The sequence below is a fragment of the Streptomyces viridifaciens genome, from assembly GCF_001888885.2.
Lineage (GTDB): Bacteria > Actinomycetota > Actinomycetes > Streptomycetales > Streptomycetaceae > Kitasatospora > Kitasatospora aureofaciens.
Genome location: NZ_CP090841.1, coordinates 7,344,430 through 7,370,905 on the forward strand (window position 1 = coordinate 7,344,430; position 26,476 = coordinate 7,370,905).

Sequence of the window (26,476 nt, forward strand, 5' to 3'; positions counted from 1 at the left end):
ATGACCAACCCCTTCGACGACCAGGACGGCACCTTCCTCGTGCTCGTCAACGACGAGAACCAGCACTCGCTCTGGCCGCAGTTCGCGGATGTCCCCGACGGCTGGACCGTCGTCCACGGACCCGACACCAACGCCGCCTGCCTGGAGTACGTCGAGCGGTCCTGGACCGACATGCGGCCCAAGAGCCTCGCCGACGCCATGGACGCCCAGCGGTAGTCGACGTGACCTCCATCGGCACCGGGGACGGGGCCCGCGGCACCGCGGGCCTCGCCCCGCCCCACGACCTCGCCGCGGACCTGTTCACCCCCGAGGCCCGGCGGGACCCGTACCCCTTCTACGCCCGCATGCGGCGCGAGAGTCCCGTCCACCGCAGCGCCCAGGGCATCTGGTACCTCACCCGGTACACCGACGTGGAGACGGCGCTGGGCGACCTGCGACTGTCCAACGACCGGGACCGGATGACCCGCGCCTACGAAGCGCTCGGCGGTGACCTGAAGGCCTTCAGCCGGCTCACCGACCGGCTCGGCCGGGTGATGACCAACACCGACCCGCCGGACCACGCCCGGCTGCGCAAACTCGCCAACCGGGCCTTCACCGCCCGGCGCGTCGAAGCCCTGCGCGACGGCGTCCAGCGCATCGTCGACCGGCTGATCGACCAAGCCGTCGAGGCCGGACCGACCACGGACCTGATCGAGGCGGTCGCCGCCCCGATGCCGATGTCCGTCACCTGTGAGCTCTTCGGCATCCCGCCGGAGGACCGCCCGCAGGTCGAAGTGTGGTTCCGCCGCTTCGGCCGGCTGGGCGAGGACATCGACAAGTCCGAGGAGGCGATCGAGCAGTACGAGGAATACCTCGCCGGACTCGTCCGCCGCAGGCGGGCCCACCCGGGCGACGACCTGATCAGCGCCCTGGTCGCCACCCAGGCGCAGGACGACCGGCTCAGCGACTCGGAACTGCTGTCCACCTGCTTCGTCCTGATCACCGCAGGTGGCGAGACCACCACCCACCTGATCGGCAACGGCACGCTCGCCCTGTTGCGCCACCCGGACCAGCTCGCCCGGCTGCGCGCGGACCCGGGACTGATCCGCGCCGCGGTCGAGGAACTCGCCCGATACGACACGGTGACCCAAGCGATCGTGCGGGTCGTCGCCGAGGACCTGGAGATCGGCGGACAGCTCCTGCGGGAGGGGGAGTTGGCGTACCTGTTCCTCGGCGCGACCAACCGCGACCCCGAGCGTTTCGAGGACCCGGATCGCCTCGACCTGACCCGCCCCGGCAACCGGCACCTGGGCTTCGGCCACGGCCCGCACTTCTGCCTCGGCGGGCCGCTGGCCAAGCTCCAGGCCGAGGTGGCGATCGGCACCCTGGTGCGCCGCCTCCCGGCCCTGCGGCTGGCCGACGGGTCGACGCTCGACTGGCGGCCCAACCCGCTGCAACGCCGGCTCAGCGCCCTCCCGATCACCTACTGACACCCGAACGACGACGAAGGAGCACCGACCATGGCCCGAGAGTTCGAGGTCCGCCGGGAACAGGACCTACCCGCCACGCCCGAGCAGGTCTGGGCCGCGGTCGCCACCGGCGCCGGCAACCTGGGCTGGCTGTATCCCATGGAAGTCGAACCGCGGGTCGGTGGGAAGGCCAGCCGGGCCGACAGCACGGTCGTGGCCTGGGAGCCGCCGAGCCACTTCGCCGTCCGGGCGACCGTCGGCGACGAGTTCTCCAACACGCTCAGCTACCGGATCGCGCCTGCGGACGGCGGAACGAGCCACCTGCGGATGGGGATCCACTGGGTGCACCAGGGCGTCTGGGACGAGGTCTGGGACAGGAAGTCGGACGCCGCCGAGAAGCACGTCGACTTCTACCAGCACGGCCTCGCCGAGTACCTGCGGCACTTCGCCGGCCGCCCCGCCGTCTACGTCAGGGCCCAGCGCCCCGAACCCACCTCGGACCCGGCCGACTTCGCCGCTCTGCGCCGCCGCCTCGGCCTCGCCGACGACGCGTCCGTCGGCGACCGCGTTCCACTCCTCGTCCCCGGTGCGGACACGGGCCCGGAGGAGGTGGTCGTCGACTGGCTCAGCCCCGACTTCGTCGGCCTGCGCGGCCCGGACGCCCTGTACCGCTTCTTCAACGGCAGTACCTGGAACGTACCGATCTGGCTCGGCCACCACCTGTTTGCCAAGGACGCCGACGAGCAGCGGGCCACCGCAGCGTGGACCGCCTGGCTCAATGACACCCAGTCCCAGGACGTTTGATGGAAACCTCCACCAGGACACTGCTCTTCGCCGCCGAACTCGTCGAGGAGAACGGCACCTACACCCTCCTCGTCGAGGACGTGCAACGGGGCGGCGTCCAGACCACCCCGGTCCCCAAGGCGATGGTCGACAAGCTCCCCACCTTTCTCTCGGCCCTCGCCGCCAAGCTCGACCCGCCGCCACGCCGCCGCTGGTAGACCTCCCCCTTCCACGAGGCCGGTGCCGTCCGGAGGGACGGCACCGGCCGCCGTTCCCTCGACCACGGGCGCGTTTCGCCAGCTGAGACGCGCGGGCGCAGCCGGCCGCTACCCCAGGCTGGGGGCCTGGCTCAACCATCAGAAGGCCCGCCGGGACAAACTCCCCCGGGACAGCTCGGACAGCTAAAGGTCCTCGGGGTGCGCTGGTAGTACTTGACCCGTTCAAAGTTCGGAGGCTTCGAAACGGGGTTCGGAGGAGACCTCAGGTCCAGACGATGTGTCCGTCCCTGATGAAGTAGTGGCATCGCTCGCTTCTGTCGGCGACGGGTGAAAACTGACCGCTGATCGGCGGATGAAACGGGACCCACTTCGCGATCTTCTGTTCATCCTGATCTTCATCGAGGGTCAGGAGGAGAGGGTGATTCGCGTGGAGGACTGGGCTGAGATCCGTCGGCTGCACCGGGCCGAGCAGATGCCGATCCGGGCAATCGCCCGGCATCTGGGGATCTCGAAGAACACGGTGAAGCGGGCGTTGGCGACGGACCGGCCGCCGGTCTATCAGCGGCCGTTGAAGGGATCGGCGGTTGATGCGGTCGAGCCTGCGATCCGCGAGCTGCTGCGGCAGACGCCGGCGATGCCGGCGACGGTGATCGCCGAGCGGATCGGCTGGGACCGTGGGCTGACCATTCTCAAGGAGCGGGTGCGCGAGCTGCGGCCGGCCTATCTGCCGGTCGATCCGGTCTCTCGGACGGTCTACTCGCCGGGCGAGCTCGCGCAGTGCGATCTGTGGTTTCCGCCGGCCGAGATCCCGCTGGGCTACGGGCAGACGGGACGCCCGCCGGTGCTCGTCGTCGTGTCCGGCTATTCCAGGGTGATCACCGCGCGGATGTTGCCGTCCCGCTCCACCGCCGACCTGATCGACGGGCACTGGCGGCTGCTGACCGGCTGGGGCGCCGTCCCGAAGACGCTCGTTTGGGACAATGAGAGCGGCGTCGGCCAGGGAAAGCTGACGTCGGAGTTCGCAGCGTTCGCCGGCCTGCTCGCGACCAGGATCCACCTCTGCCGGCCTCGTGACCCGGAGGCGAAAGGCCTGGTGGAGCGGGTGAACGGCTATCTGGAGACCAGCTTCCTGCCTGGCCGCACGTTCGCCGGACCGGGCGACTTCAACACCCAGCTCACCGCCTGGTTGCAGGTCGCCAACCGCCGGCACCACCGCACGATCGGCTGCCGGCCCGCCGAGCGCTGGGAAGCCGACCGGTCCGAGATGCTCACCCTGCCACCGGTCGCACCGCCCAACTGGTGGCCCCAGACGACCCGGCTCGGACGCGACCACTACATCCGCGTCGACACTTGCGACTACTCCGTCCACCCCCGCGCGATCGGGCAGCAGATCACCGTCCGGGCCGACACCGAGGAGATCGTCGCCACCAACCGCACCGGCGAGGTCGTCGCCCGCCACAGCCGATGCTGGGCTCGGCACCAGACCATCACCGACCCCGAGCACACCGCCGCGGCCCAGACCTTGCGCGGCCAGGCGATCCGGCAGCGGGCCTCACGCGCCTGGGCCTCGAGCCTGACCGCTCTCGCCCCCGATGACCTCGGCGTTGAAGTCGAACAGCGTGAGCTCGGTTCCTACGACCGCATCTTCACCCTCATCGAGGGCGGCGCCGGCAAGGAGGACACCTGATGGCTCGCACCGCCACCGCCACGACCACCGCAGAGCAGACGCCCAAGGAAGGGCGGCAGACCTCGGCAGACCTCGCGTTCCTCGCCCGCGCCATGAAGGCACCCGCTCTGCTGGACGCCGCCGAGCGCTTGGCCGAGCGGGCCCGCACCGAGTCCTGGACCCACCTCGAATACCTGGTCGCCTGCCTGCAGCGCGAGGTCTCCGCCCGTGACAGCCACGGCGGCGAACAGCGCATCCGGGCCGCCCGATTCCCCGCGGTCAAGACCATCGAGGAGATCGACACCGCCCATCTGCGGGGCATGACGCGCCAACAGCTCGCCCACCTGGGCACACTGGACTTCATAGCCGCGAAGGAGAACGTGGTCTTCCTCGGGCCGCCCGGCACCGGCAAGACCCACCTGGCCACCGGACTCGCCATCCGGGCCTGCCAGGCCGGCCACCGGGTCGCGTTCGCCACCGCCTCCCAATGGGTCGACCGCCTCGCCGCCGCCCACCACACCGGCCGCCTCCAGGACGAACTCGTCAAACTCGGCCGCTACCCGTTGATCGTTGTCGACGAGGTCGGCTACATCCCCTTCGAGCCCGAGGCCGCGAACCTGTTCTTCCAGCTCGTCTCGAACAGATACGAAAGGGCCAGCGTGATCGTCACCTCGAACAAGCCCTTCGGACGCTGGGGAGAAACCTTCGGCGACGAGACCGTCGCCGCCGCCATGATCGACCGGCTCGTCCACCACGCCGAGGTCCACTCCCTCAAGGGCGAGTCCTACCGCATGCGAGGCCGCGGGGACCTCGGCCGCACACCGACCAGCAACGACTAACAAGATCAACAGAAGACGCGAGGGTCAGAACTCAACCGCCGGAACCGGGTCACGGTTCAACCGCCGCCGACAGCTTCCGCGAAGTTCGTCGATACTGGGCGACACCGTGAGCGGCTTGGAGCTCTTCACGGTCCAGTTGGGCGGACGTTCGGGTTGAGATTGAGCAGTACCCGATGGCTCGCCTTGCAGGGGCAGTCGAACGCGATCCACTTCATGATCTGTCCGTTGGCCACCAGGGCGACTGTTCCGCGAGGGATCCGTTGGGGGAGGTCATGAAGACCTCGCATGCGTACAGCCGCCGCCAACCCTTCGCCAGTGGTAACCGATGCCGACAAGAAGCCATGACATGACCGGGCAGATCCCCCACCCCCGGCACATGCCGAAAGCCGTGTCGGCCAGAGCAGGCGACAGACTGCGGGAGTTGCTGACGTCATCGAGCCCTTGCCGGCGCCTTCGTGCCGTCCTGACGGGGCAGGTCGCGTTCATCGGACTGCCGGGGGATCACCGGCCGCCGAGGGGTCTAACGGCCGGAGCCCGCCGACCAGCGCGCCGCCTTCGCCGAGCACCGCTGGCGGCGCGACTCCTGCCCAGAGTCGAAACCCGAAGGAAATGTCCGTTAACGCTCACAGAACCGTCCGGAATCATTCGTGACAGTGACGGAAAGGTCCAGGTCACACGGGTAACGGCTGGTCATCGGCACTGTTGACGCGCACATGGTCGGCTCATACGCTCCGGGAAACCGGATCCCCGCAGTCGAATCCCACCGGAGCAGCGATGTCCGAGCCCCGCCTCCGCCGCCCCTTCGTCCGAACCGTGTTCGCCGGCGCTCTCGCCGCGGCAGCCGCCCTCGGCGGCCTGGTCAGCGCGCCGGCCGCGCAGGCCGCCGAGGGCGGCGGGTCGTTCGCCGTCCTGACATACAACGTCGCCGGACTTCCCCAGGTGCTGTCCAGCGCCTCGACCGACCGGCAGTCCAGCACCACCGCGATCGGCGGGCGCCTGGCCCCGTACGACCTCGTCGACGTCCAGGAGGACTTCAACTACCACGCCGCCCTCTACGCCGCCGACTCCCACCCCTACCGCACGCCGACCAGCGGCGGCGCGGGCATCGGCAGCGGACTCAACACCCTGTCCGGTCTCGCCTACGACACCGACGACTTCGAGCGCGTCAGGTGGAACGACTGCCAGCTGGACTCCGGCGACTGTCTCACCCCCAAGGGATTCACCTTCCTGCGGGCCCGGCTGGCCGAGGGCGTGTACGTGGACGTCTTCAACCTCCACGCCAACGCGGGCACGTCCGCCGGTGACGAGGCCGCTCGCGCCGCCAACCTGGCGCAGCTCACCTCGTACATCGGGACCCACTCGGCGGGGAACGCCGTGATCGTGATGGGTGACACCAACACCCGCTACACGCGTGCCGACGACACCGTCGCCGCCTTCGCCGCCGACAACCGACTCACCGACGCCTGGGTGCAGCTGGAGCGCGGCGGCGTGGCACCGACCCGCGGTGCCGATCCGCTGCTGTGCGACGAGAACGCGATCACCGACACCTGCGAGGTGGTCGACAAGGTCCTCTACCGCAGCAGCGCGCTCGTCTCGCTCAGCGCGACCTCGTACCACAACAAGCACGCCGACTTCCTGGACGGCTCCGGCGCGATGCTCTCCGACCACGACCCGATCGCCGTCGGCTTCAGCTGGAGCCAGAGCCCCGCCTACCGGACGAGCGAGCAGTTCGGCGGCCCGCACGGCGACTTCTACGACGACATCGACCAGGTCGCGGCCGGTGCGCAGGCCGCCGTGATCGGCCTGCGTGCGGGCTCCCGCGTCGACCAGGTCCAGCTGACGCTCGGGAACGGCACCACGCTCACCCACGGGGGCTCCGGTGGCACCGCGTCCTCGCTCGGCCTCGGCAGCGGCGAGTACGTCAGCTCCGCCACCCTCTGCCAGGGGGCGTACAACGGCCACACCCGCATCTTCTACGCGAAGTTCACCACCAGCCTGGGCCGGTCCCTGGCCGGCGGCACGACCACCGCCGACTGCGTCACCCGCACCGCGCCCGCCGGGTGGCAGCTCGCCGGCTTCGATGGTCGTGCCGGCGACGAGGTCGACAAGCTCGGCTTCATCTTCACCCGACGCTGAGAGACGAGGGATGAACGACCCGAACACCGTGGCAGCGGCGATCCGGTGTTCCAGGGGTCCCCGGTCTTCCAGAGCCGCTTCATCGGCGTCCGCCGTCATCCGCCGGTGCCGGCGGATGACGGCGGATGACGGCGGACGGCCGGGACACCGGCGCGGACGCGTGTGCGCGGCGGGGCGTGATCGCCCGGTCAGACGAAGCGCCAGAGGTGGTCGGCCGTGCCGTTGTCGTCCCACAGGACGACCTGGGCTCCTGCGGCGGTGGAGGCGCCGGAGACTCCGAGGACTCGGCCGCTGACGGCGGACTGGATGCGGAAGGTGTCGCCGCCGCCGTGCCGTAGGCGCCACCGGTGGTCGGCGGCTCCGTCGTCGGTCCACTGGACGATCCTGGCGCCGTTCGTCGTGCTGCCGCCCTCCACGCCAAGGACTTTGCCGCTGTTGGAGTTCCGAAGCCGCAGGTAGCCTCCGGCGTCGATCACCGCGGTCCACAGGTGGTCCGCGGTGCCGTTGTCGCCCCACTGGATCGCCGGTGCGCCGTCGGCGGTCGACATGGTCAGTACACCCAGCACCAGCCCACTGGCCACGTTCTGGATGCGGCGGGTGCCGCTCGGTACGAACCGCCACTGGCTGGTCGGCGCACCGGTGTCCGCGGCCTGCACAGCGAGGGCCCCTTGGGCGAGGGATCCGCCGGTGATGCCGAGCGGCTTGCCGCTGTTTGCGTTGCGCAGTTCGTACGCGCCGTCGGCCGCCTCGACGACGGACCACCGGTGGTCGGCGGTGCCGTTGTCCGACCACTGGAGCACGGGGGCGTCGTCGGCGGTGGACATGTCCTGCACGCCGAGGACCTTGCCGCTGTTGGCGTTGCGCAGGCGCAGCGCGGTGCCGTCGATCACGAGCCCCCAGTCGTGGTCGGCGGTGCCGGAGTCGGCCCACTGGAGGGCGGACGCGCCGTCCGTGGTGGACATGTCCTGGATGCCCAGAACGAGCCCGCTGGCCGCGTTGAGCAGGCGGAATCCGGTGCTCCCGGTGCTCCAGTAGACGGTGTAGTTGAAGCCCTGGGCCTCGTGGAACGGGACGAGGCCGACGGGTGAGCCGTTGGCGGTCGCGGTGAAGGCGAGGCCGGTCGTGCCGGTCCGGGTGATCGACGCCGGGTCGAGGACTGGGAGGGCGGCGAGGGCGGTGCTGCCATAGTTGCCGCACAGGACGACCGGACCGTAGGTGATCGCGGTGACGTCCGGGTTGTCGTTGGCGGCCCGGAGCGTGACGCGCATGGGCAGTTCGACGGTCACCGTGTCGCCGGAGGTCCAGGAGCGGGTGAGGGTGGCATAGCTGCCCGGCTTGGTGGCGATGTTCTGGACCGTGCCGTTGACGCTCACGGTGGCGCCGGAGGTCCAGGCAGGAATGCGGATGCGCATCGACCAGGTGCCGCTCACGCTGCCAGTGACCCGGAGCGTCGTGGTGTCCTGCGCCGGGTACGAGGTGGACTGGGTGACCGTGATGCCGCGTTCGGACCAGGTGAGGACGGTGGGCACGAACAGGTTTACGACGAGGGTGGTGCCGTCGTGGAAGTAGACGGAGTCCGCCAGTTTGGTGTTGGACTCCATGCCGGTGCCCTGGCAGCACCAGAAGCTGTCGTAGTCGGTGCTCCAGGTGCCGCCGCCCCAGGCCGGGCCCACGCCGCGGCGGCCGCCGGGCTTGAGCGGGGTGAAGTAGGTGACGTGCCCGTGGGGATCGGCGGGGTTCTGCGCGCCGACGACGTGGTTGAGCAGGGTGCGCTCGTAGAAGTCGAAGTACGCGGCCTGTGCGGAGTCCAACTGCCAGAGCTCGCGGGTGAGTTTGAGCATGTTGTACGAGTTGCAGAGCTCGCAGGTGTCGTTGGTCAGGTAGGCGGCGATGGCGTCGGGGGCGCGGAAGTGCTCGGCCTGGCTGTTCCCGCCGATGGCGTAGCTGTGCGAGGTGGTGCAGATCGTCCATGCGTGCGAGGCGATGTCGCGGTAGCGCGCGGTTCCGGTGGCCCGGTACTCGCGGACGGCGCCGGTCCACTTGGGCACCTGGGTGTTGGCGTGGAGGCCGTTCAACTGGTCTTGGCCCGCGGCCAGCGGGTCGAACACGGCGGCGTGGTCGAAGCGTTGGGCGACCGCGAGCCAGCGCGCGTCCCCGGTCCGCAGGTGGAGGTCGGCCAGGACCTCGTTCATGCCACCGAACTCGACACCCAGGAGTGCCTGCATCTGGCCGTACCCGAGGCTGCCGGTGCGCTGGTCGACCCAGGCGGCCAGCGCCAGGAGCACGTCCCGGGCCTGGGCGCTGCCCATGAGGCGCCAGACGTCGAGCAGGCCGGCCATGGTCTTGTGGACGCAGTAGTAGGGGACGTTGCCGTTCTTGAGCGTGCCGGACTCGAGCTGGGTGAAGTCCGTCTCGGGGAAGCCCGAGAGGTAGCCGGCGGCGAACCCCGCGGTGGCGTTGTTGGCCTGGCACTTGGCCAGCTCGGCCACCATGTAGGCGGCCTTGTCGCGGCAGGTGGTGTCGCCCGTTCCCGCGTAGGCCTGGGCCCAGGCGCTGAGGAAGTGCCCCTGCACGTGGGTGCGGAAGGGGAACGCCGGGGCGTCCCAACCGCCCGTCGCGAAGGCCGCGTTGGTGGACAGCCGGTGGTTCGCGCGGAAGTTGTACAGCAGGCGGTCGACGTCGACGAAGCGCAGGTACGCCAGGGTCCGGTTCTGGTTGTCGAGCCACCGGCCGCCGGTGAGCCGGACCTGGCCGAGGTCGAACGGCAGCGCCGAGACGCCTATGGCGGCGGCCTCGGCATCCGGGGCGGTGAGACCGAGACCGAGACCGACGGCGGGCGCGACGGCCAGGGCGCCGGTCGCCTGGAGCAGACTGCGGCGGCTCAGGGGAGGGGGCAGCATTGCTGACCTGTTCCTTTCGGGGAGGAAGAACCACCGTGCGCCCGTGAAGTGTTAGCGCTAACAAAGATGCCCGAGGCACGGCAACTCTGCGGGGCGGGGCGAGAGGTGACTAACATCGCGACATCTGCCGTTAACAGGTCCCACGTTTATAGCCCCGCGCGCCGGGCGTGTCCAGAGGTCCGCGGGGCGGGGGACCGTCACTGCCCACCGGTTCTCGACCGACCGCGGTGACGGGCCGGCGGTGCCGGCCCGGACCGCGAGTCGAAAAATGTTCGCACACTGACAAAGGTTCCATGTGCAATGTCTTGACGGTGCCCCAACGTGTGGCCATAGTGATGGCCGTTGCGGTGCCCCTGAGGTGTCCATTCCATCGTATGCGCGCACCGCTCCTTCTCGGGTGCAATTGTGAGCGTTAACAATCGCCCTCACCCCCACCCCACACCCCTTCCTTTCCCCCACCCCATGGAAGGAGTTCGTTCATGACCGTACGATCGTGGCTGCGCCGTGCCCGGCGGGCGCTGCTGGCGGCGGGGACGACCGCCGTGCTCGGCGCCGGCGTACTCACCGGCACGGCCACCACCTCCCAGGCCGCCACCCAGGGCCCATGCGACATCTACGCCGCCGGCGGCACACCATGCGTCGCGGCGCACAGCACCACCCGCGCGCTGTTCGCCTCCTACAACGGCCCGCTCTACCAGGTGCAGCGGGCGTCGGACGGCACGACACAGAACATCGGGGTACTGTCCGCCGGAGGCGTCGCCAACGCCGCGGCGCAGGACTCGTTCTGCGCGGGCACCGTGTGCACCATCACCCGCCTCTACGACCAGACCGGTAGCGGCAGCACCCTGGTCTACCAGGGACCCGGCGGGACCGGCGGCGCCGACACGGCGGCCACCGCGACCACCGAAGCGGTGACCGTAGGCGGCCAGAAGGCTTACGCGCTCTACATCAACCCCGGCAACAGCTACTTCGCATACAGCTCCACCTCGGGGGTGCCGACCGGCAGCTCACCCGAGGGCGAGTACATGGTCACCAGCGGCACCCACGTCAACAGCGGCTGCTGCTTTGACTACGGCAACACGGAGATCGACCACAAGGCCGACGGCAACGGCGCCATGGACGCGATCAACTTCAGCACGGAATGCTGGTTCGGCGGTTGCAGCGGAACCGGGCCGTGGGTGCAGGCGGACCTGGAGAACGGCCTGTTCTCCGGCGGCGGCAAGACGTGGAACCCCGACCAGGTCTCGCAGACCAGCCGCTTCGTCACCGCGATGCTCAAGAACAACGGCACCACACAGATGGCACTCAAGGGCGCCGACGCCCGGTCCGGGGGCCTGACCCAGCTCTACAGCGGCGCACTGCCCAGCGGATGGAACCCGATGCACAAGCAGGGCGCCATAATCCTCGGCAGCGGAGGCGACTGCTGCCAGACCAACCACAATGCGAGCGCGGGCACCTTCTACGAGGGTGCCATGGTCAAGGGCTACCCCTCCGACGCCACCGACGCCGCGGTCCAGGCCAACATCGCCGCAGCCGGCTACGGCAGCGCCTCGACCGGCACCGGCTCGCTGACGCCCGGCTCCCGGGTCTCCCTGCAGGCCACCACCGCGTGCTGCGCCTCGGACTACCTCCGCCACGACGACGCCGACACCAAGGTCGTCATCTCCGCGATCAACTCTTCCAGCTCGGCCACCGACAAGGCCGACGCCACCTGGATCGTCCGCGCCGGCCTGGCCAACAGCAACTGCATCTCCTTGGAGTCGGCCAACGCATCCGGAAGTTACCTCAGGCACTACGCATTCGAGCTCTACCTCAGTCCCAACGACGGGACCACCCAGTTCGCCGCGGACGCCACCTTCTGCCCGCAGCCAGGAAACAGCGGCACAGGTCACTCCCTCCAGTCCTTCAACTACCCGGCCAAATACATCCGCCACTACGACTTCACCGCCTACATCGCGAGCAACGGCGGCACCAACGCCTGGGACGCCACCTCGTCGTGGGCCCAGGACACCAGCTGGCTCGCGGCCGCCCCCTGGAGCTGAGGAGCAGCCCGCCCCGAGTCCGGTGCCGAAGACGGCCGAATCCGCACCGGACCCGGAGGCGGCAACGCAACCCACGCCGCCCGCACAGCCGGGCACCGGGGGTTCGTCGACGCTCACCTCACACCCCACCCTGTGAAGGAGTTCTTCATGATCAAGCGACCGTGGATCCGCCGCGTCAGGCGCGCGCTGCTCGGGGCCGGTACCACCGCCGCGCTCGCCGCCGGCCTGCTCACTGCCACGACCACCACCTCGCAGGCGGCCACCCAGGGGCCGTGCGACATCTACGCCGCCGGCAATACGCCGTGCGTCGCCGCGCACTCCACCACCCGGGCGCTGTACGCCGGTTACAGCGGAGCGCTGTACCAGGTGAAGCGCGCGTCGGACGGCGCGACCAAGGACATCGGCCTGTTGAGCACCGGCGGCTACGCCGACGCCGCCGCGCAGGACTCCTTCTGTGCCGCTACCAGCTGCGTCATCACCGTCATCTACGACCAGTCCGGCAAGGGCAACCACCTCACCCAGGCCCCCGCCGGCGGTGCCGCGCCGGGCCCGGACAACCTCGCGAACGCCTTCGAGGCGCCGGTCACGGTCGCCGGCCACGAGGCGTACGGCGTCTACATCGCCCCCGGCACCGGCTACCGCAACAACAACACCAACGGCATCGCCACCGGCGACCAGCCCGAGGGCATGTACGCGATCCTGGACGGCACCCACTACGACGGCGGCTGCTGCTTCGACTACGGCAACGCCGAGACCAGCAACACCGACACCGGCAACGGCCACATGGAGGCCATCTACTTCGGCAACAGCAAGGCCTGGGGCTACGGCTCCGGCAACGGCCCCTGGGTGATGGCCGACCAGGAGAACGGCCTGTTCTCCGGCATCAACACCCGCTTCAACGCCAACGACCCGAGCGTCAACAACCGGTTCCTGACCGCCATCGTCAAGGGCGAGCCCAACCAGTGGGCCATCCGGGCCGGCGACGCCCAGTCGGGCGGCCTGTCCACCTACTACAGCGGCGCGCGCCCCAACGCGGCCGGCTACAACCCGATGCACAAGGAGGGCGCGATCATCCTGGGCATCGGCGGCGACAACAGCAAGGGCTCCGCCGGCACCTTCTACGAGGGCGTCATGACCTCCGGCTACCCGACCGACGCCACCGAGAACGCCGTCCAGGCCAACATCACCGCCGCCGGCTACAGCAGCAGCTCAACCAGCACCGGAGCACTCACCCCTGGCTCCCGGGTCTCCATGCAGGCCACCACCACGTGCTGCACCTCCGACTACATCCGCCACGACGACGCCGACAACAAGGTCGTCATCTCCGCCGTCAACTCCTCCAGCCCGGCCATCGACAAGGCCGACGCCACCTGGATCGTGCGCGCCGGCCTGGCCAACACCTCCTGCCTGACGTTCGAGTCCGCCAATGACCCCGGCCGCTTCCTGCGCCACTACAACTTCGAGCTCTACCTGAGCGCCGACGACGGCGGCAGCTCGTTCGCGCAGGACGCCACCTTCTGTCCCACCTCGGGCAACAGCGGGGTCGGCCAGTCCTTCCAGTCCGTCAACTACCCGACGAAGTACCTCCGCCACTACAACTACACGGTCTACGTAGCCGCCAATGGCGGATCCAACAGCTGGGACAGCAGCACCAGTTGGGCCGCCGACACCAGCTGGCTGGTCGACCAGCCCTGGGGCTGAGCCCGGGCACCACCACCGCACACCGGCCGGCGCCCGCGCTTGGGCCACGACAAGACACACTGATTTGGGGTGGCCGGTACCGTCGAGCGCCAGAGACGGTACCGGCCACCGTGGCCGTGGCAATCACCCTTGCCTTACAGCGTCCGCGCGGGCGGTCTGGAGCGGCACACCGCCGAAGAGAGGTCTGGTCGTACGGGCAGGAGGCGTACGGCATCCTCCGCGACCACCTGGTGCTGCGCGAGGAGAAGCGCTGCGGCCTGCCATGACGCCCGTTCTGAGGCGGATCGAGGCGTGCCTCCGAGTTGTTTGTTAACGCTAACATCTACGCTGCACAGTGTAGGCATGAGACAGTGGCGCCGCCGCGCGACGACGGGGCGGACGGTCGGACCGGGGCACCAGAGGGGGCTGCGCGTGGGAACTGAAGCGGTCGGTACGGAGGCGCGACAGCCGGTGATGGCGGACGTCGCGAAGCTGGCCGGCGTCTCCCACCAGACGGTGTCCCGGGTGCTCAACGGCGCTCCGCACGTGCGGCCCGGCACCCGGGAGAGGGTGCTTGCCGCGATCCGCGAACTCGACTACCGGCCGAACTCGGCCGCCCGCGCCCTGGTCACCCGCCGCTCGCAGACCCTGGGCGTCGTCAGCTTCGACTCCACCCTGTACGGGCCCGCCTCGATGCTCGACGGCATCGAGCGCGCCGCCCGCACCGCCGACTACTTCGTCAGCGTCGCCAGCCTGCGCTCCCTGGACAGCCGCTCCGTGCAAGAGGCCGTGGACCGGCTGCTCGACCAGGGCGTGGAAGGCGTCGTGGTGATCGCCCCGCAGATCTCCGCGGTCAGCGCCCTCGCCAAGCTGTCCAGTTCGGTACCGGTGGTCGCGGTCGGTTCCGGCAGCCGGTCCCGGATGCCGATGGTGTCGTTCGACAACCGGGCCGGCGCCGAGGTCGCCACCCGACACCTGCTCGACCTCGGCCACCGCACCGTGCACCACCTCGCGGGGCCCGCCGGCTGGATGGAGAGCCGCGACCGCCAGGACGGCTGGCGGCAGACCCTGGAGGCCGGCGGTGCCCGGGTGCCGCGGGTCGGGAGCGGTGACTGGAGCGCCCGCTCCGGTTACGAGGCGGGCCGCCGGATCGCGCACGACCCGGAGGTCACGGCCGTCTTCTGCGCCAACGACCACATGGCCCTCGGCCTGCTCCGCGCCCTGCACGAGGCGGGCCGCGCCATCCCGGGCGAGATCAGCGTGATCGGCTTCGACGATATCCCCGAGGCCGCGTACTTCACCCCGCCGCTGACCACCGTCCGCCAGGACTTCGGCGAACTCGGCCGCCGCGCCCTCGAACTCCTCCTCGAGGAACTCGTCGGCGTCGCACATACCCGCAACCACGTCCAGATCTCCCCGGAAATGGTCCTCCGCCGCAGCGCCGGCCCCGCCCGCCGCGACTGACCCTGCCGCCCGCGGCCGCCGGGTGCGCTCGTTCGGACCGCGTCGGACCGGCTGGTGCCCGGCGGTCCGACGGCTGAGGTCTCGAGGAGGGCGTGCCTCGGCGGTGCGCGGAGGGAGTCCGTGCGGGCGGGGCACCTCCCGGCCGAAGGTTGGGGGCGCGCGTCGAGCGAGGACGTGGCTCTGCCGGGTCTGCTGCGGGTCGAGGGGAACGCTGTCGTTCCAGTCCTGCTGCCATCCGTCGGTGCCGGCGATCGGCGTGGGACCAGGGCTGGGCGCGAACGCGTAGTCGCGGTCGCATGCTTCCACCGCACGTCGGTGGAAGCCGTCTGCGCGGCTGCGCCGATGGCGGCGGCCGTCACTGAGAGCGCTCCGAGCAGGTCAAGTCGTCGCGTCTTCCCCCGGGTTCATGGCTCTCCGTGTGCCGCCTTCCAGCCGGGGGCGTGCGCGTCATCCAAACACCGTGCGGTGCGCGCGGCAAGGAATTCTCCTCCCGCAACGCGGGCCAACTCCCCGCGTTGCGGTCGAGTTGACGGTGCTTCGGGCCGCCCTCGACGGGCTGGTCAAGATTGGGTAACGGGGTGCGAGAGCCTTGCCGGTGCCGATTGTGAGCGTTAACAATCTGTCTGGAGCGAAACGGCGCCGATACCTCCCGTTCACGTGACCGGTGCCGTTCGCGCGATCGACGATCCCGAGAGGAAGTCCCACCATGTCCAAGAGAGCTGCGGCGGCCCTGGTCGCTGGTGCGATGGTCACCGTCCTCACCGCGTGCGGTTCCGGCGGAGGTGGGGGCTCGGCCGACAAGGGTGCCGGCCACAAGCTCGTCGTGGGCTTCTCGCAGGTCGGCGCGGAGAGCGGCTGGCGCACCGCGAACACCAAGTCGATCCAGGAGTCCGCGAAGAAGGCGGGCATCGAGCTGAAGTTCTCCGACGCGCAGCAGAAGCAGGAGAACCAGATCAAGGCGATCCGATCGTTCATCCAGCAGAAGGTGGATGTGATCGCCTTCTCGCCGGTGGTGGAGTCGGGTTGGGACACCGTGCTGAAGGAGGCGAAGGACGCCAAGATCCCGGTGATCCTCACCGACCGGGCGGTGGACTCCAAGGACGACTCGCTCTATGTCTCCTTCCTCGGCTCCGACTTCGTCGAGGAGGGCAAGAAGGCCGGCGACTGGCTGGTGAAGGAGTACCAGGGCAAGTCCGACGAGGTGAACATCGTCGAGCTGCAGGGCACCACGGGTTCGGCGCCGGCCAACGACCGCAAGGCGGGCTTCGGCGACGTGATCAAGGCGGACGCGAAGTTCAAGGTGGTGGCCTCGCAGACCGGTGACTTCACCCGGGCGAAGGGCAAGGAGGTCATGCAGGCCTTCCTGAAAGCCCAGCCGAAGATCGACGTGCTGTACGCGCACAACGACGACATGGCGCTGGGTGCGATCCAGGCGATCGAGGAGGCCGGCAAGAAGCCGGGCACCGACATCAGGATCATCTCGGTGGACGGGGTCAAGGACGCCTTCACCGCGATGAGCCAGGGCAAGATCAACGTCGATGTGGAGTGCAACCCGCTCCTCGGCGACCAGCTGATGGACCTGGCGAAGAAGGTCAAGGCCGGCGAGCAGGTGCCGAAGCGGATCAAGACGCAGGAGGGTGTCTTCACCCAGGACCAGGCCGCTGCCGAGCTGCCGACCCGCCAGTACTGACCGGGCCCGCCCGCCCGGGGAGCGATCGGCGGAACGCTCCCCGGGCGGGCCGGGTCGCACGAGGAGAGGAGAACCGGGGTGCGTCAGCAACCGGTCCTGGAAGTGCGGGGGATCCGCAAGGAGTTCCCCGGGGTGGTGGCGCTGGACGGGGTCGACTTCCGGCTCTTCCCCGGCGAGGTGCACGCCCTGATGGGGGAGAATGGCGCCGGCAAGTCCACGCTGATCAAGGTGCTGACCGGGGTGCACCCGGCGGACGGCGGCGAGGTGGTGCTGGCCGGGCAGCGGGTGCGGATCGCCGGTCCGCTGCAGGCCCAGCAGGCGGGCATCAGCACCGTCTACCAGGAGGTGAACCTCTGCCCGAACCTGTCGGTCGCGGAGAACATCTTCATCGGCCGCGAACCGCGCCGCCTCGGCCTGATCGACTGGGCCGAAATGCGCCGCCGCGCCACCGAGTTGGTTTGCACGCTGGAGCTGGGCATCGACGTCAGCGCGCCGCTGGACAGCTACTCCATCGCCGTCCAGCAGCTGGTCGCCATCGTCCGCGCGGTGGACGTCTCGGCTAAGGTGCTGATCCTGGACGAGCCCACCTCCAGCCTGGACCGAGACGAGGTGCGCCAACTCTTCACCGTGATGCGGCGGTTGCGCGACCAGGGGGTCGCCATCCTGTTCGTCTCGCACTTCCTCGACCAGATCTACGAGATCTGCGACCGGATGACCGTGCTGCGCAACGGCCGGCTCGAAGGCGAGTACCTGACCAGTGAGCTCAACCAGGTCGAACTGGTCTCCCGGATGATCGGCTCCGAACTCGCCGGGCTCGCCCAACTTGCCGGAGGCAAGCGGCGCGAGCGCTCCGCTCCGGCCACCGACCGGGCCTTCCTGGAGGCCGAGGGCCTGGCCCGGCAGGGCTCCGTCGAACCGTACGACCTCGCCATCCGTTCCGGTGAAGTGGTCGGCCTGGCAGGCCTGTTGGGATCCGGCCGGACCGAGGCCGCCCGGCTGCTGTTCGGCGCCGACCACAAGGACCGCGGCACCGTGCGGATCAACGGCACCGAGACGGACCTGCGCAGCCCGCGCGACGCGATCGCCCACGGCATCGCGTTCTGCTCGGAGAACCGCAAGACCGAGGGCCTGGTCGGCGAGTTGACCGTCCGGGAAAACATCGTGCTGGCGCTGCAGGCGGCCCGCGGCTGGGCCCGTCCGCTGTCGCGCACCGCGCAGGACAAGTTGGCGCTGCGCTGGATCGGCGCCCTGGACATCCGCCCGGGCAACCCGGAGGCGCTGGTCCGCAACCTCAGCGGCGGAAACCAGCAGAAGGTGCTGCTGGCCCGCTGGCTGATCACCGACCCCAAGCTGCTGATCCTGGACGAGCCCACCCGCGGTATCGACGTCGGTGCCAAGGCCGAGATCCAGAAGCTGGTCGCGGACCTCGCCGAGAAGGGCATGGCGGTGCTGTTCATCTCCGCCGAACTGGAGGAGGTGCTGCGGCTCAGCCACCGCGTCGGCGTGCTGCGCGACCGCCGGATGGTCGCCCAACTGCGCAACGACGGCGAGCTCACCCCGGAGCGCGTCCTGGCCACCATCGCGAGCGGAGCGGAACAATGACCACGGCGCCGACCACCCCGGGGGCCAGGGCGGTGACCCGGTACCGGCTGTTCTGGCCGGCCGCGGTGCTGGCCGTGCTGCTGCTCGCCAACCTCGCCTTCACCCCGGACTTCTTCGCCGTCCACCTCAAGGACGGCCACCTGTACGGCAGTACGATCGACATCCTGCACTTCGGCGCTCCGCTGATCCTGGTGTCGCTCGGCATGACCCTGGTGATCGCCACCGGCGGCATCGACCTCTCGGTCGGCTCCACCGTCGCCATCGCCGGCGCGCTGGCCTGTCTGCACATCAGCGAGGCCGCCGACCCGGCGAGTCTTGGCACGGTGCTCGGCGCGGTCGGCATCGCGCTCGGTACGGCGGTGCTGCTGGGCCTCGCGAACGGGGTGCTGGTGGCCCGGGTCGGGGTGCAGCCGATCATCGCCACCCTGATCCTGATGGTCGCCGGACGCGGCGTCGCCCAGCTGATCACCGACGGCCAGATCATCACGATCACCAGCGAGCCGTACAAGCTGATCGGCGGCGGCTACTGGCTGGCGATGCCGTTCGCGATCCTGCTCAGCGGACTGGTCGCGCTGCTCACCGCGCTGCTCACCCGCTCCACCGCGCTCGGCCTGCTGCTGGAGTCGGTCGGCGGCAATCCGGTGGCCAGCCGGCTGGTCGGTATCCGGGCGATGCGCCTGGTAGGCCTGGTGTACGTGTTCAGCGCGCTGTGCGCGGCGCTCGCCGGACTGATGGTCTCCTCCAACGTCTCGGCGGCGGACGGCAACAATGCCGGCTTGTGGATCGAACTCGACGCCATCCTCGCGGTGGTGATCGGCGGGACCTCGCTCAACGGCGGCCGGTTCTCGATCGGCGGCACGGTCCTCGGCGCGCTGATCATCCAGACCCTCTCCACCACCGTCTACACCATCGGTATCCCGCCGGAGACCACGCTCGTCTTCAAGGCCTTCGTGGTGATCACGGTCTGCCTGATCCAGTCACCGAACTTCCGTGCCAAGCTCGCCCGGCGCGGTGCCGGGCGCCGCGCCGGTGTCCGGCCGAGCCCTGCCACCACCACCAACCGGGAGGTCGGCGCGTGAACGCCAACGCCCTGCTGACCAGAGTGCGCGGACAGATCCCGCTGCTGGTCACCTCCGTCCTGCTGGTGTCGATGTTCACCGTCGGGTCGGTGCAGTACGACGGATTCTTCTCCGGGCAGGTGCTGCTCAACCTGCTGATCGACAACGCCTTCCTGCTCGTGGTCGCGGTCGGGATGACCTTCGTCGTGCTGACCGGCGGCATCGACCTGTCGGTCGGCGCGGTGGTGGCGCTGTCCACCATGGTCTCCGCCTGGCTGGTGGAGCGGCACGGCTGGCCGCCGCTGGTGGTCATCCCGCTGGTGCTGCTGATGGGCACGGCCGGCGGTTGGCTGATGGGGTGGGTGATCCACACCTTCGAGATCCAGCCGTTCATCGTAACGCTGGCGGGCATGTTCCTGGCCCGGGGCCTGTGCTACACGATCAGCGTCGAGTCGATCTCCATCACGGACCCGTCGTACACCGCGATGGCACAGACCCGGATCCCGCTCGGAGACCTGTTCGTCTCGCCGAGCGTGCTGATCGCGCTGCTGGTGGTGGCAGCCGGGTTCGTCGTTCTGCACTACACCCGGCTCGGGCGGAACGTGTACGCGCTCGGCGGCAGCGAGCAGTCCGCTCTGCTGATGGGTCTGCCGGTGGGGCGGACCAAGACCACCGTGTACGCGATCAGCGGCTTCTGCTCGGCGCTCGGCGGTGTGCTGCTCACCTTCTACATGCTCTCCGGCTACGGCCTGCACGCGGTCGGCCTGGAACTGGACGCGATCGCCGCCGTGGTGATCGGCGGCACCCTGCTCACCGGCGGCTCCGGCTACCTGCTGGGCACCTTGCTGGGCGTGCTGGTGCTGGGCCTGATCCAGACCGTCATCAGCTTCCAGGGCACCCTCAGCTCTTGGTGGACCAGGATCGTGATCGGCGGGCTGCTGTTCGTCTTCATCGTCCTGCAGCGCCTGATCACCGCCCGCCGTCGATAGCGCACCACGCCACACCACACCACACCACACCACCACCCCGGCCGGCCTGCCCCGGCCGTGCCGGGTGCGCGTTCGACGAGTGATCGTTAGCGTTAACAATCCTGCTCGTGCCAGTGATCTCCGCCGGGTCCACCGGCCCCCGCTTCGCCGGGCGGGCCCGAGCGGTCCCCGTTCCGTCCCCTCCGGAGGGTGAGGTCGGCGGAACACCGAGCCGGCCGTCGGCGCCGCAGCGTTGCGGATCCGCCGGCGGCCGGCGCCGTCCGTTGACCGTGCACCAAGGCGAGGTACTGGTGCTGGACAGCGGCGCCACCCTGTTCGGATCACGCAACCCCGCCGACTACCAGCTCTCCGGCAAGCCGGCCTGTGGCACCCTCGCCCCGTCGAGCGGCGGCTGCCGACCGCTGATCAGCGTCGCCGGGGCCAACGCGGGCATCGAGGCGGTCCGCGCGGCCGACGGCGGCCAGGGCCGGATCGACGGCCGGGGCGACCAGAGCATCCTGGGGACCGCGTTCCCCGCACTCTGACCGGATGCCGGGCCGACCACACGTGTCGGGTGATCCGCCCTCGGTGACACCGGCGATGTGTCCGCCCCGGTGCCCTCGTCCGGCGGGGCTCCTGAGGAACCGTTCGCAGTGGGTGCGGTCGCGAGGAGTTCGCGGAGTTGTTCGATGCACCAGGCGGCCGGGACGGGCCTTGATCACCACTGGTCCACGGCCGGCGACAGGCCCGCGGTGCGCGCGGCGACGCCCGCCTGGACTGCGAAGAGGCGGTCCCGCGCGTCCTGGTCGAGCGCGTGGAAGTGGCCGTGCACCTCGAGGGCGACGAAGCCGTGCACGGTGGCCCAGGCCAGCATCAGGGATTCCGCCGCGTCCGGCACCAGCGGGCTGCCGAGCCGGCCGCGTTCGGCCGTTTCGGCGACGAGTTCGGCCATGTGCTCCATCGCCCGCCGGGCGGCCACCACGGTCGGTCCGTCCGGTGGGGCCGCGTACCCGGGCACGGGGGAGCCGAAGATGAGGGCGAAGCGCTCCGGATTCCGCTGCGCCCAGGTGCGGTAGCCGGTGCAGGTGGCCACGAAGCGTCCGTCCAGGTCGTCCGCCGGCACGGTCTCGCTGGTCGTCGTCAACGCGTCCGACAGGCTGTCGTACGAGTCGGCGACCAGGGCGGTGAGCAGCTCGTCCCGGTCGGCGAAGTAGCGGTACAGCGCGGGCGGGGTCATCCCCATACTGCGGGCGATGTCGGTGAAGCGGAGGTTCGCGGCGCCGCGCTCGACGATCAGGCCCAGGGCCGCGCGCTTGATCTCCTCCACAGTGTCGGCGCGCAGCCGCTCACGGCGGCTCCGCCCCCCGCTCTCATCGGTCGACCCACCCGTCATCGCATCTCCATCGGCTCGCTGCGCCAGTCACCGCGTTGACAATCCGTACCCGTCGAGGGAAACGTTACGCTTCGTAAGACCCGTTATGAAGCGTAACGCCATTCCGGGGGGAACGGGGCCCCTGACGACGTACGGAGGACCACATGTCCCAGGGACTGCGCGAGGATCGGCGGACAGCCGCCGGGGAGAGCGGGCCACACAGACCCGGCCCGCTCGGCCGAATAGCCGGTTGGAGCTTCCGGAACCGGGGCCGCACGGTGCTGCTCTGGCTGCTCGCCGCCGGCGCGGCCTTCGGTCTCTCGGCCGGCCTCGGCGCCAAGTACAGCGCCGACTACACCGCGCCCGGCTCGGACTCCAAGCAGGCCCAGCAACTGCTGGCACGGGACTTCCCCGGGCTGGGCGGTGAATCGATCAGCCTGGTGCTGACCTCCGACGGCAGCGTGACCGACGCCGCCACCCGCGACCGGGTCAAGGACCTGCTCGCCCGGATGGCCAAGGTGCCGCACGTCAGCGGCATCGACGACCCGTACGGCCCGCGCGGCAGGGTGTCGGCCGACGGCCGCACCGCCCTCGGGCAGATCCACCTGGACGTCGCCGTCGCCCCCGACATGCCGAAGGCGGACACCCAGCAGCTGCTCGACCTCGCCCGCCCCGTCGACGGCGGCGTGCGCGTCCACCTCGGCGGCATGACGGTCCAGCTGGCCGAGCAGGGCGCGATCGGCTCGGAAGGCATCGGCATCGCGGCCGCCGCCGTGATCCTGGTGATCACCTTCGGGTCGGTCGTGGCCGCCGGCCTGCCGATGCTCACCGCGCTCGGCGGGCTCGCGGTCAGCAGCGCCCTGCTGCCGGTCCTCGCCGCGATCATGCCGGTCCCGGACTGGTCGACCTCGCTCGCCGCGATGCTGGGCATCGGCGTCGGCATCGACTACGCGCTGCTGCTGGTCACCCGGTTCCGCGAGTGGCGCGCCGAGGGGCTCGAACCCGAGGCCGCCACGGTGGCCGCGCTGGACACCGCGGGCCGCGCGGTCGTGGTCGCCGGAATGACCGTGGTGGTCAGCATGCTCGGGCTGTTCGCGATGGGCCTGTCGTTCATGCGCGGCGCCGCGGTCTCGGCGATCCTCTCCGTGTTCATCGTGATCGCCGCGTCCGCCACTCTCTTCCCCGCCCTGCTCGGCTACCTCGGCCGACACATCGAGCGCCTGCGGCTACCCCTGCCCCAGCGCCGCGCCGCCCAGGGCGAGAGCCCGGTGGGCGCCGGCTGGCTGCGCTGGAGCCGGCTCGTCGAGCGTCACCGCGTCCTCGGTGCCCTCACCGGGGTCGTCGTCCTGCTGGCGCTCGCGGCGCCGTTCCTCGGCGTGCGCTTCGGCTTCCCCGACGCGGGCAACGACCCCGCCGGGCGCTCGAACCGGCTGGCGTACGACACGGTGGCCGCCGGCTTCGGACCGGGCAGCAACGGGCCTCTGGTTCTGGTCGCCGAGTTGGCGCCGGGCACCCCCGCCGACGCGACGGCCTCGCTGCCCACCGCGCTGAAGGCGGTGCCCGGCGTCACGGCTGTGACCCCTCCGGTGCCCGGCGCCGACGGCCGCTCGCTGCTGCTCACCGTCGTCCCGGACAGCGGTCCGCAGTCCAGCGCCACCAAGACCCTGGTCCGCGACCTCCGCGATCACGTCATCCCGGCCGCGGTCGGCCCCGGCGTCCGGGTGCACGTCGGCGGGGCGACCGCCAGCGCGATCGACAGCACCGACAACATCTCCCAGCGCATCCCGCTGCTGGTCGGGGGCGTGGTCACGGTGTCGATGCTTCTGCTCCTGGTGGCCTTCCGCAGCCTCGCCGTCGCCCTCAAGGCCGCCGTGATGAACCTGCTCTCCGTCGGCGCCGCGTACGGCGTGGTCGCCCTCGTCCTCGAAGGCGGCACCGCCGGCCGACTGATCGGCATCGACAGCCCCACCCCGCTGCCGGCCTTCGTCCCGGTGCTGACCTTCGCCGTCCTGTTCGGCCTCTCGATGGACTACGAGGTCTTCCTGGTGAGTCGGATGCGTGAGGCCTGGCTGCGCACCGGCGACAACGCGGAGTCCATCGTCAGCGGACTGGCGGGCACCGCGCGGGTGATCACCGCGGCCGCGGCCATCATGGTCGCCGTGTTCGCGGCCTTCGTCCCGGCGCCCGACCTGCCGATCAAGGTCATCGGCGTCGGCATGGGGTCGGCCATCCTGATCGACGCCACGCTGGTCCGACTGCTGCTGGTACCGGCCGTGATGCACCTGCTCGGCCGAGGCAACTGGTGGCTGCCCACCTGGCTGGACCGCCGCCTGCCCCACCTCCACGTCGAAGGACACACCGAGTTCTACCAGCCGGCGGCCGCCGCCGAGGCGCCCCGCTCCCCGACAGTGGTCGGCTAGTCGCACCAGCGGACAGTCACACCAACGGACCGCGGGCGCCCCACGACGCCTGCGGTCCGCTGGTGTGGAACGCGCCGCCCCGGCCTGCGCGGACCCGACCGATTCCGTCCGATCATGCGCAACACCCTCGGCGGCCACCGATCGATTACGCACCTGGGCCCGACACCGGCACCGCCCTGTGGGCGAGCCGGAGCCGGGCCCGGATGAGGCTTCGAGCGGTGGTCAGCCGAGCTTCCACTGCTGGTTGCTCTGCCCGTTGCAGGCCCACAGCTGGACCAGCGCGCCGTTCGCCGTCGACGCTCCGCTGACGTCCAGACAGAGTCCGGACTGGACGCCGGTGACGGTGCCGTCGGTGTTTCGGGTCCACTGCTGGTTGGGCTGTCCGTTGCAGGTCCAGATCTCGACCTTGGTGCCGGGCGAGGTCTGGCCGTTGTACGCGTCCAGGCACATCCGGGTGCCGCCCGAGGAGACCGTCAGCTGGCCGGAGGCGGTGCGGGCCCAGGTCTGGTTCGGCTGGTTGTTGCAGTCCCAGATCTGCATCTGGGTACCCGGGGTGGTGGTTGAGTTCGGCACGTCCAGGCACTTGCCCGCACCGACCGCGTACACCGGGCCGGTCTGGTTCGTTCCGCCGCTGGTGCCGCCCGCGACGCGGAACATGGTGGTGCCGTGCGCCGGCACCGAGGCGCTGATGGTGCCGGAGGTGGTCGAAGTCGCGCCGGACCAAAGGTCGGTGAGGCCGTAGCTGGCGGCGCCGGTCTTCCCGATCGCGGCGGCGGAGGTGCTGATGGTCGCGGTCGATCCGGTCTCGTTGAACAGGGCCACCGAGACGTCGCCGTTCGCCAGCGGCTTGGCCAGCACGTCGAGACCGCCGGCGGAGGACACCAGGATGCCCTGCTTGCCGAGCGAGTCCTGGTCCACCGCGATCACGCGGGCGTTGGTGAGCGTGGCCAGGGTGGCCGGACTCGCGGAGGCGACGTTGGTGCCGGCGATCAGCGGAGCCGCCATCTCCGCCCACAGACTGAACTCCGAGCGGCTCTCGGTGTCGGTGAGCGGGCCGTTGCCGACCTCCAGCATGTCCGGGTCGTTCCAGTGACCGGACCCGGCGTAGGCGGCCAGGTTCACGTTGCTGTGGAAGATCGACAACATGCTGTTGTAGCTGGCGTTGATGTCGCCGGTGGTGCGCCAGCTGTTGCCGACGCCGGCGCCCCAGGTCCACACACTGTCCTCGCCCCAGCTGCACAGGCTGAACAGGATGGGGCGGCCGGTCGCGGCCAGGGCGTCGCGCATCGTGGTGTACCGGGTCTGCGCGGGCGCCTTGGTGCCGTTGGGGCAGGAGTTGAGCGAACAGCCGGGGCCCGCATAGCAGTTGTCGTACTTCAGGTAGTCCACGCCCCAGGCGGCGAAGGTCTGCGCGTCCGTGGTCTCGTGGCCCAGGCTGCCCGGGAAGCCGCCGCAGGTCTGCAGTCCGGCGTCCTCGTAGATGCCCAGCTTCAACCCCAGCGAGTGGACGTAGTCGGCGGTGCCCTTGATCCCGTCCGGGAACTTGTTCGGATCAGGTACCAGGCGCCCGTCGGAGCCCCGGGTGTGGGTCATCCAGCAGTCGTCGATGTTGACGTACTGGTACCCGGCATTCTGCATGCCGTTGTTGTGCATGGCCAGCGCCGTGCTCTTGATCAGCGGCTCGGAGACGTTGCAGCCGTAGGCGTTCCAGTCGTTGAAACCCATCGGCGGCGTGAGCGCCAGACCGTTGCCCAGCGCCGCAGCCGGCGGGGCCGCGGCCAGCGAGAGCAGCGGAAGCGCCAAGGACAGGAGCAACGCCGAGAGGGCGCGGGCAAGCGTCCTGCGCAGGTTCGCATGGAGCATGGTGGTCGCCTCCTGGCGGGTGGGGTGATGGAGGAGGTGAATCTTCGCGGGCATGACAACCCCGTGACTGGACGGCCCCGCCGTTGCGGGAGGTGGGGACTCCGAGCAGGGAGCACTACACGCCGGTTTCCGGTGCGGCTTCCTTGTTAGCGCTAACAATCGGTCGCGAACAGACCGCCGGGTGAATGTCCCCGGCGTCGGCCAATGGGAGCTTCCAGCACCCTGCACACAGTGTCAACCCCTCTTGCAACACTGCGCGCCGCCCGCTGGCCGCCCCCTGGCGCAACCACCGGTCACATGTGCTGTGCCGTCAGAGTGCGCGCAGCA

Annotated in this window: 19 protein-coding genes; 16 read left to right on the forward strand and 3 right to left on the reverse strand. The window is 70.1% G+C overall.

Translation table 11 applies throughout. From position 1 onward, the window contains the following. The 7 genes from BOQ63_RS40085 to BOQ63_RS40115 all read left to right on the forward strand — a co-directional run bounded on the left by BOQ63_RS40085 (nt 1) and on the right by BOQ63_RS40115 (nt 7,090). Complete coding sequence (locus BOQ63_RS40085; RefSeq protein WP_072655947.1) at nt 1–216, forward strand: MbtH family protein; 216 nt, start codon at nt 1–3, stop codon at nt 214–216. A gap of 5 nt (nt 217–221) precedes the next feature. Then, nucleotides 222–1,469: a cytochrome P450 gene (locus tag BOQ63_RS40090; protein WP_030285856.1), complete on the forward strand. Its 1,248-nt coding sequence runs from the start codon at nt 222–224 to the stop codon at nt 1,467–1,469. A gap of 30 nt (nt 1,470–1,499) precedes the next feature. Next, on the forward strand, nt 1,500–2,252 hold the full coding sequence (locus BOQ63_RS40095) for an SRPBCC family protein (protein ID WP_030285854.1): 753 nt from the start codon (nt 1,500–1,502) through the stop codon (nt 2,250–2,252). After that, entirely contained in the window at nt 2,252–2,449 is a 198-nt protein-coding gene (locus tag BOQ63_RS40100; protein ID WP_030285852.1) for a hypothetical protein, read from the forward strand. The genes BOQ63_RS40095 and BOQ63_RS40100 overlap by 1 nt, the downstream gene beginning before the upstream one ends. A gap of 418 nt (nt 2,450–2,867) precedes the next feature. Beyond that, nucleotides 2,868–4,136: an IS21 family transposase gene (gene istA / locus BOQ63_RS40105; protein ID WP_072653819.1), complete on the forward strand. Its 1,269-nt coding sequence runs from the start codon at nt 2,868–2,870 to the stop codon at nt 4,134–4,136. Continuing rightward, nucleotides 4,136–4,954 carry an IS21-like element helper ATPase IstB gene (gene istB / locus BOQ63_RS40110; protein ID WP_223886207.1) on the forward strand — a complete coding sequence of 273 codons (819 nt, stop codon included), beginning with the start codon at nt 4,136–4,138 and terminating at the stop codon, nt 4,952–4,954. The genes istA and istB overlap by 1 nt, the downstream gene beginning before the upstream one ends. 774 nt (nt 4,955–5,728) lie before the next feature. Continuing rightward, entirely contained in the window at nt 5,729–7,090 is a 1,362-nt protein-coding gene (locus BOQ63_RS40115) for a jacalin-like lectin (protein ID WP_072655948.1), read from the forward strand. Between the two features lie 188 nt (nt 7,091–7,278). Here the strand turns inward: BOQ63_RS40115 and BOQ63_RS40120 are convergent, their stop codons facing one another. After that, nucleotides 7,279–9,990 carry a beta-L-arabinofuranosidase domain-containing protein gene (locus BOQ63_RS40120; protein WP_079183970.1) on the reverse strand — a complete coding sequence of 904 codons (2,712 nt, stop codon included), beginning with the start codon at nt 9,988–9,990 and terminating at the stop codon, nt 7,279–7,281. A 479-nt stretch (nt 9,991–10,469) separates the two neighbouring features. Here BOQ63_RS40120 and BOQ63_RS40125 point away from each other — a divergent pair, with 479 nt between their 5' ends. The 8 genes from BOQ63_RS40125 to BOQ63_RS40160 all read left to right on the forward strand — a co-directional run bounded on the left by BOQ63_RS40125 (nt 10,470) and on the right by BOQ63_RS40160 (nt 21,039). Beyond that, nucleotides 10,470–12,032, forward strand: coding sequence for an alpha-L-arabinofuranosidase B (locus BOQ63_RS40125; protein WP_072655949.1), 1,563 nt, complete (start codon nt 10,470–10,472; stop codon nt 12,030–12,032). Nucleotides 12,033–12,179: 147 nt separating this feature from the next. Next, entirely contained in the window at nt 12,180–13,733 is a 1,554-nt protein-coding gene (locus BOQ63_RS40130) for an alpha-L-arabinofuranosidase B (protein ID WP_030556254.1), read from the forward strand. 411 nt (nt 13,734–14,144) lie between these two features. Beyond that, complete coding sequence (locus BOQ63_RS40135) at nt 14,145–15,176, forward strand: LacI family DNA-binding transcriptional regulator (RefSeq protein ID WP_197698020.1); 1,032 nt, start codon at nt 14,145–14,147, stop codon at nt 15,174–15,176. Between the two features lie 706 nt (nt 15,177–15,882). Then, nucleotides 15,883–16,866, forward strand: a complete 984-nt coding sequence (locus BOQ63_RS40140; protein ID WP_030285838.1) for an ABC transporter substrate-binding protein — start codon at nt 15,883–15,885, stop codon at nt 16,864–16,866. Nucleotides 16,867–16,944: 78 nt separating this feature from the next. After that, entirely contained in the window at nt 16,945–18,468 is a 1,524-nt protein-coding gene (locus BOQ63_RS40145) for a sugar ABC transporter ATP-binding protein (protein WP_072655951.1), read from the forward strand. Then, entirely contained in the window at nt 18,465–19,547 is a 1,083-nt protein-coding gene (locus BOQ63_RS40150; protein ID WP_030285835.1) for an ABC transporter permease, read from the forward strand. The genes BOQ63_RS40145 and BOQ63_RS40150 overlap by 4 nt, the downstream gene beginning before the upstream one ends. Further along, entirely contained in the window at nt 19,544–20,515 is a 972-nt protein-coding gene (gene yjfF / locus BOQ63_RS40155) for a galactofuranose ABC transporter, permease protein YjfF (protein ID WP_078867414.1), read from the forward strand. Before BOQ63_RS40150 ends, yjfF begins: the two co-directional genes overlap by 4 nt. A 263-nt stretch (nt 20,516–20,778) precedes the next feature. Next, nucleotides 20,779–21,039 (forward strand): hypothetical protein, encoded by a 261-nt coding sequence (locus BOQ63_RS40160; RefSeq protein WP_072655952.1) that lies wholly within the window; start codon nt 20,779–20,781, stop codon nt 21,037–21,039. Between the two features lie 173 nt (nt 21,040–21,212). Here BOQ63_RS40160 and BOQ63_RS40165 read toward each other — a convergent pair whose 3' ends face one another. Continuing rightward, nucleotides 21,213–21,887: a TetR/AcrR family transcriptional regulator gene (locus tag BOQ63_RS40165; protein ID WP_063756608.1), complete on the reverse strand. Its 675-nt coding sequence runs from the start codon at nt 21,885–21,887 to the stop codon at nt 21,213–21,215. A gap of 143 nt (nt 21,888–22,030) precedes the next feature. On the opposite strand from BOQ63_RS40165, the gene BOQ63_RS40170 reads away from it, so the two are divergent. Then, complete coding sequence (locus BOQ63_RS40170; protein ID WP_079183971.1) at nt 22,031–24,286, forward strand: MMPL family transporter; 2,256 nt, start codon at nt 22,031–22,033, stop codon at nt 24,284–24,286. 222 nt (nt 24,287–24,508) lie between these two features. Here the strand turns inward: BOQ63_RS40170 and BOQ63_RS40175 are convergent, their stop codons facing one another. Further along, nucleotides 24,509–26,149 (reverse strand): glycoside hydrolase family 27 protein, encoded by a 1,641-nt coding sequence (locus tag BOQ63_RS40175; protein WP_072655954.1) that lies wholly within the window; start codon nt 26,147–26,149, stop codon nt 24,509–24,511. Nucleotides 26,150–26,476: the final 327 nt, after the last annotated feature.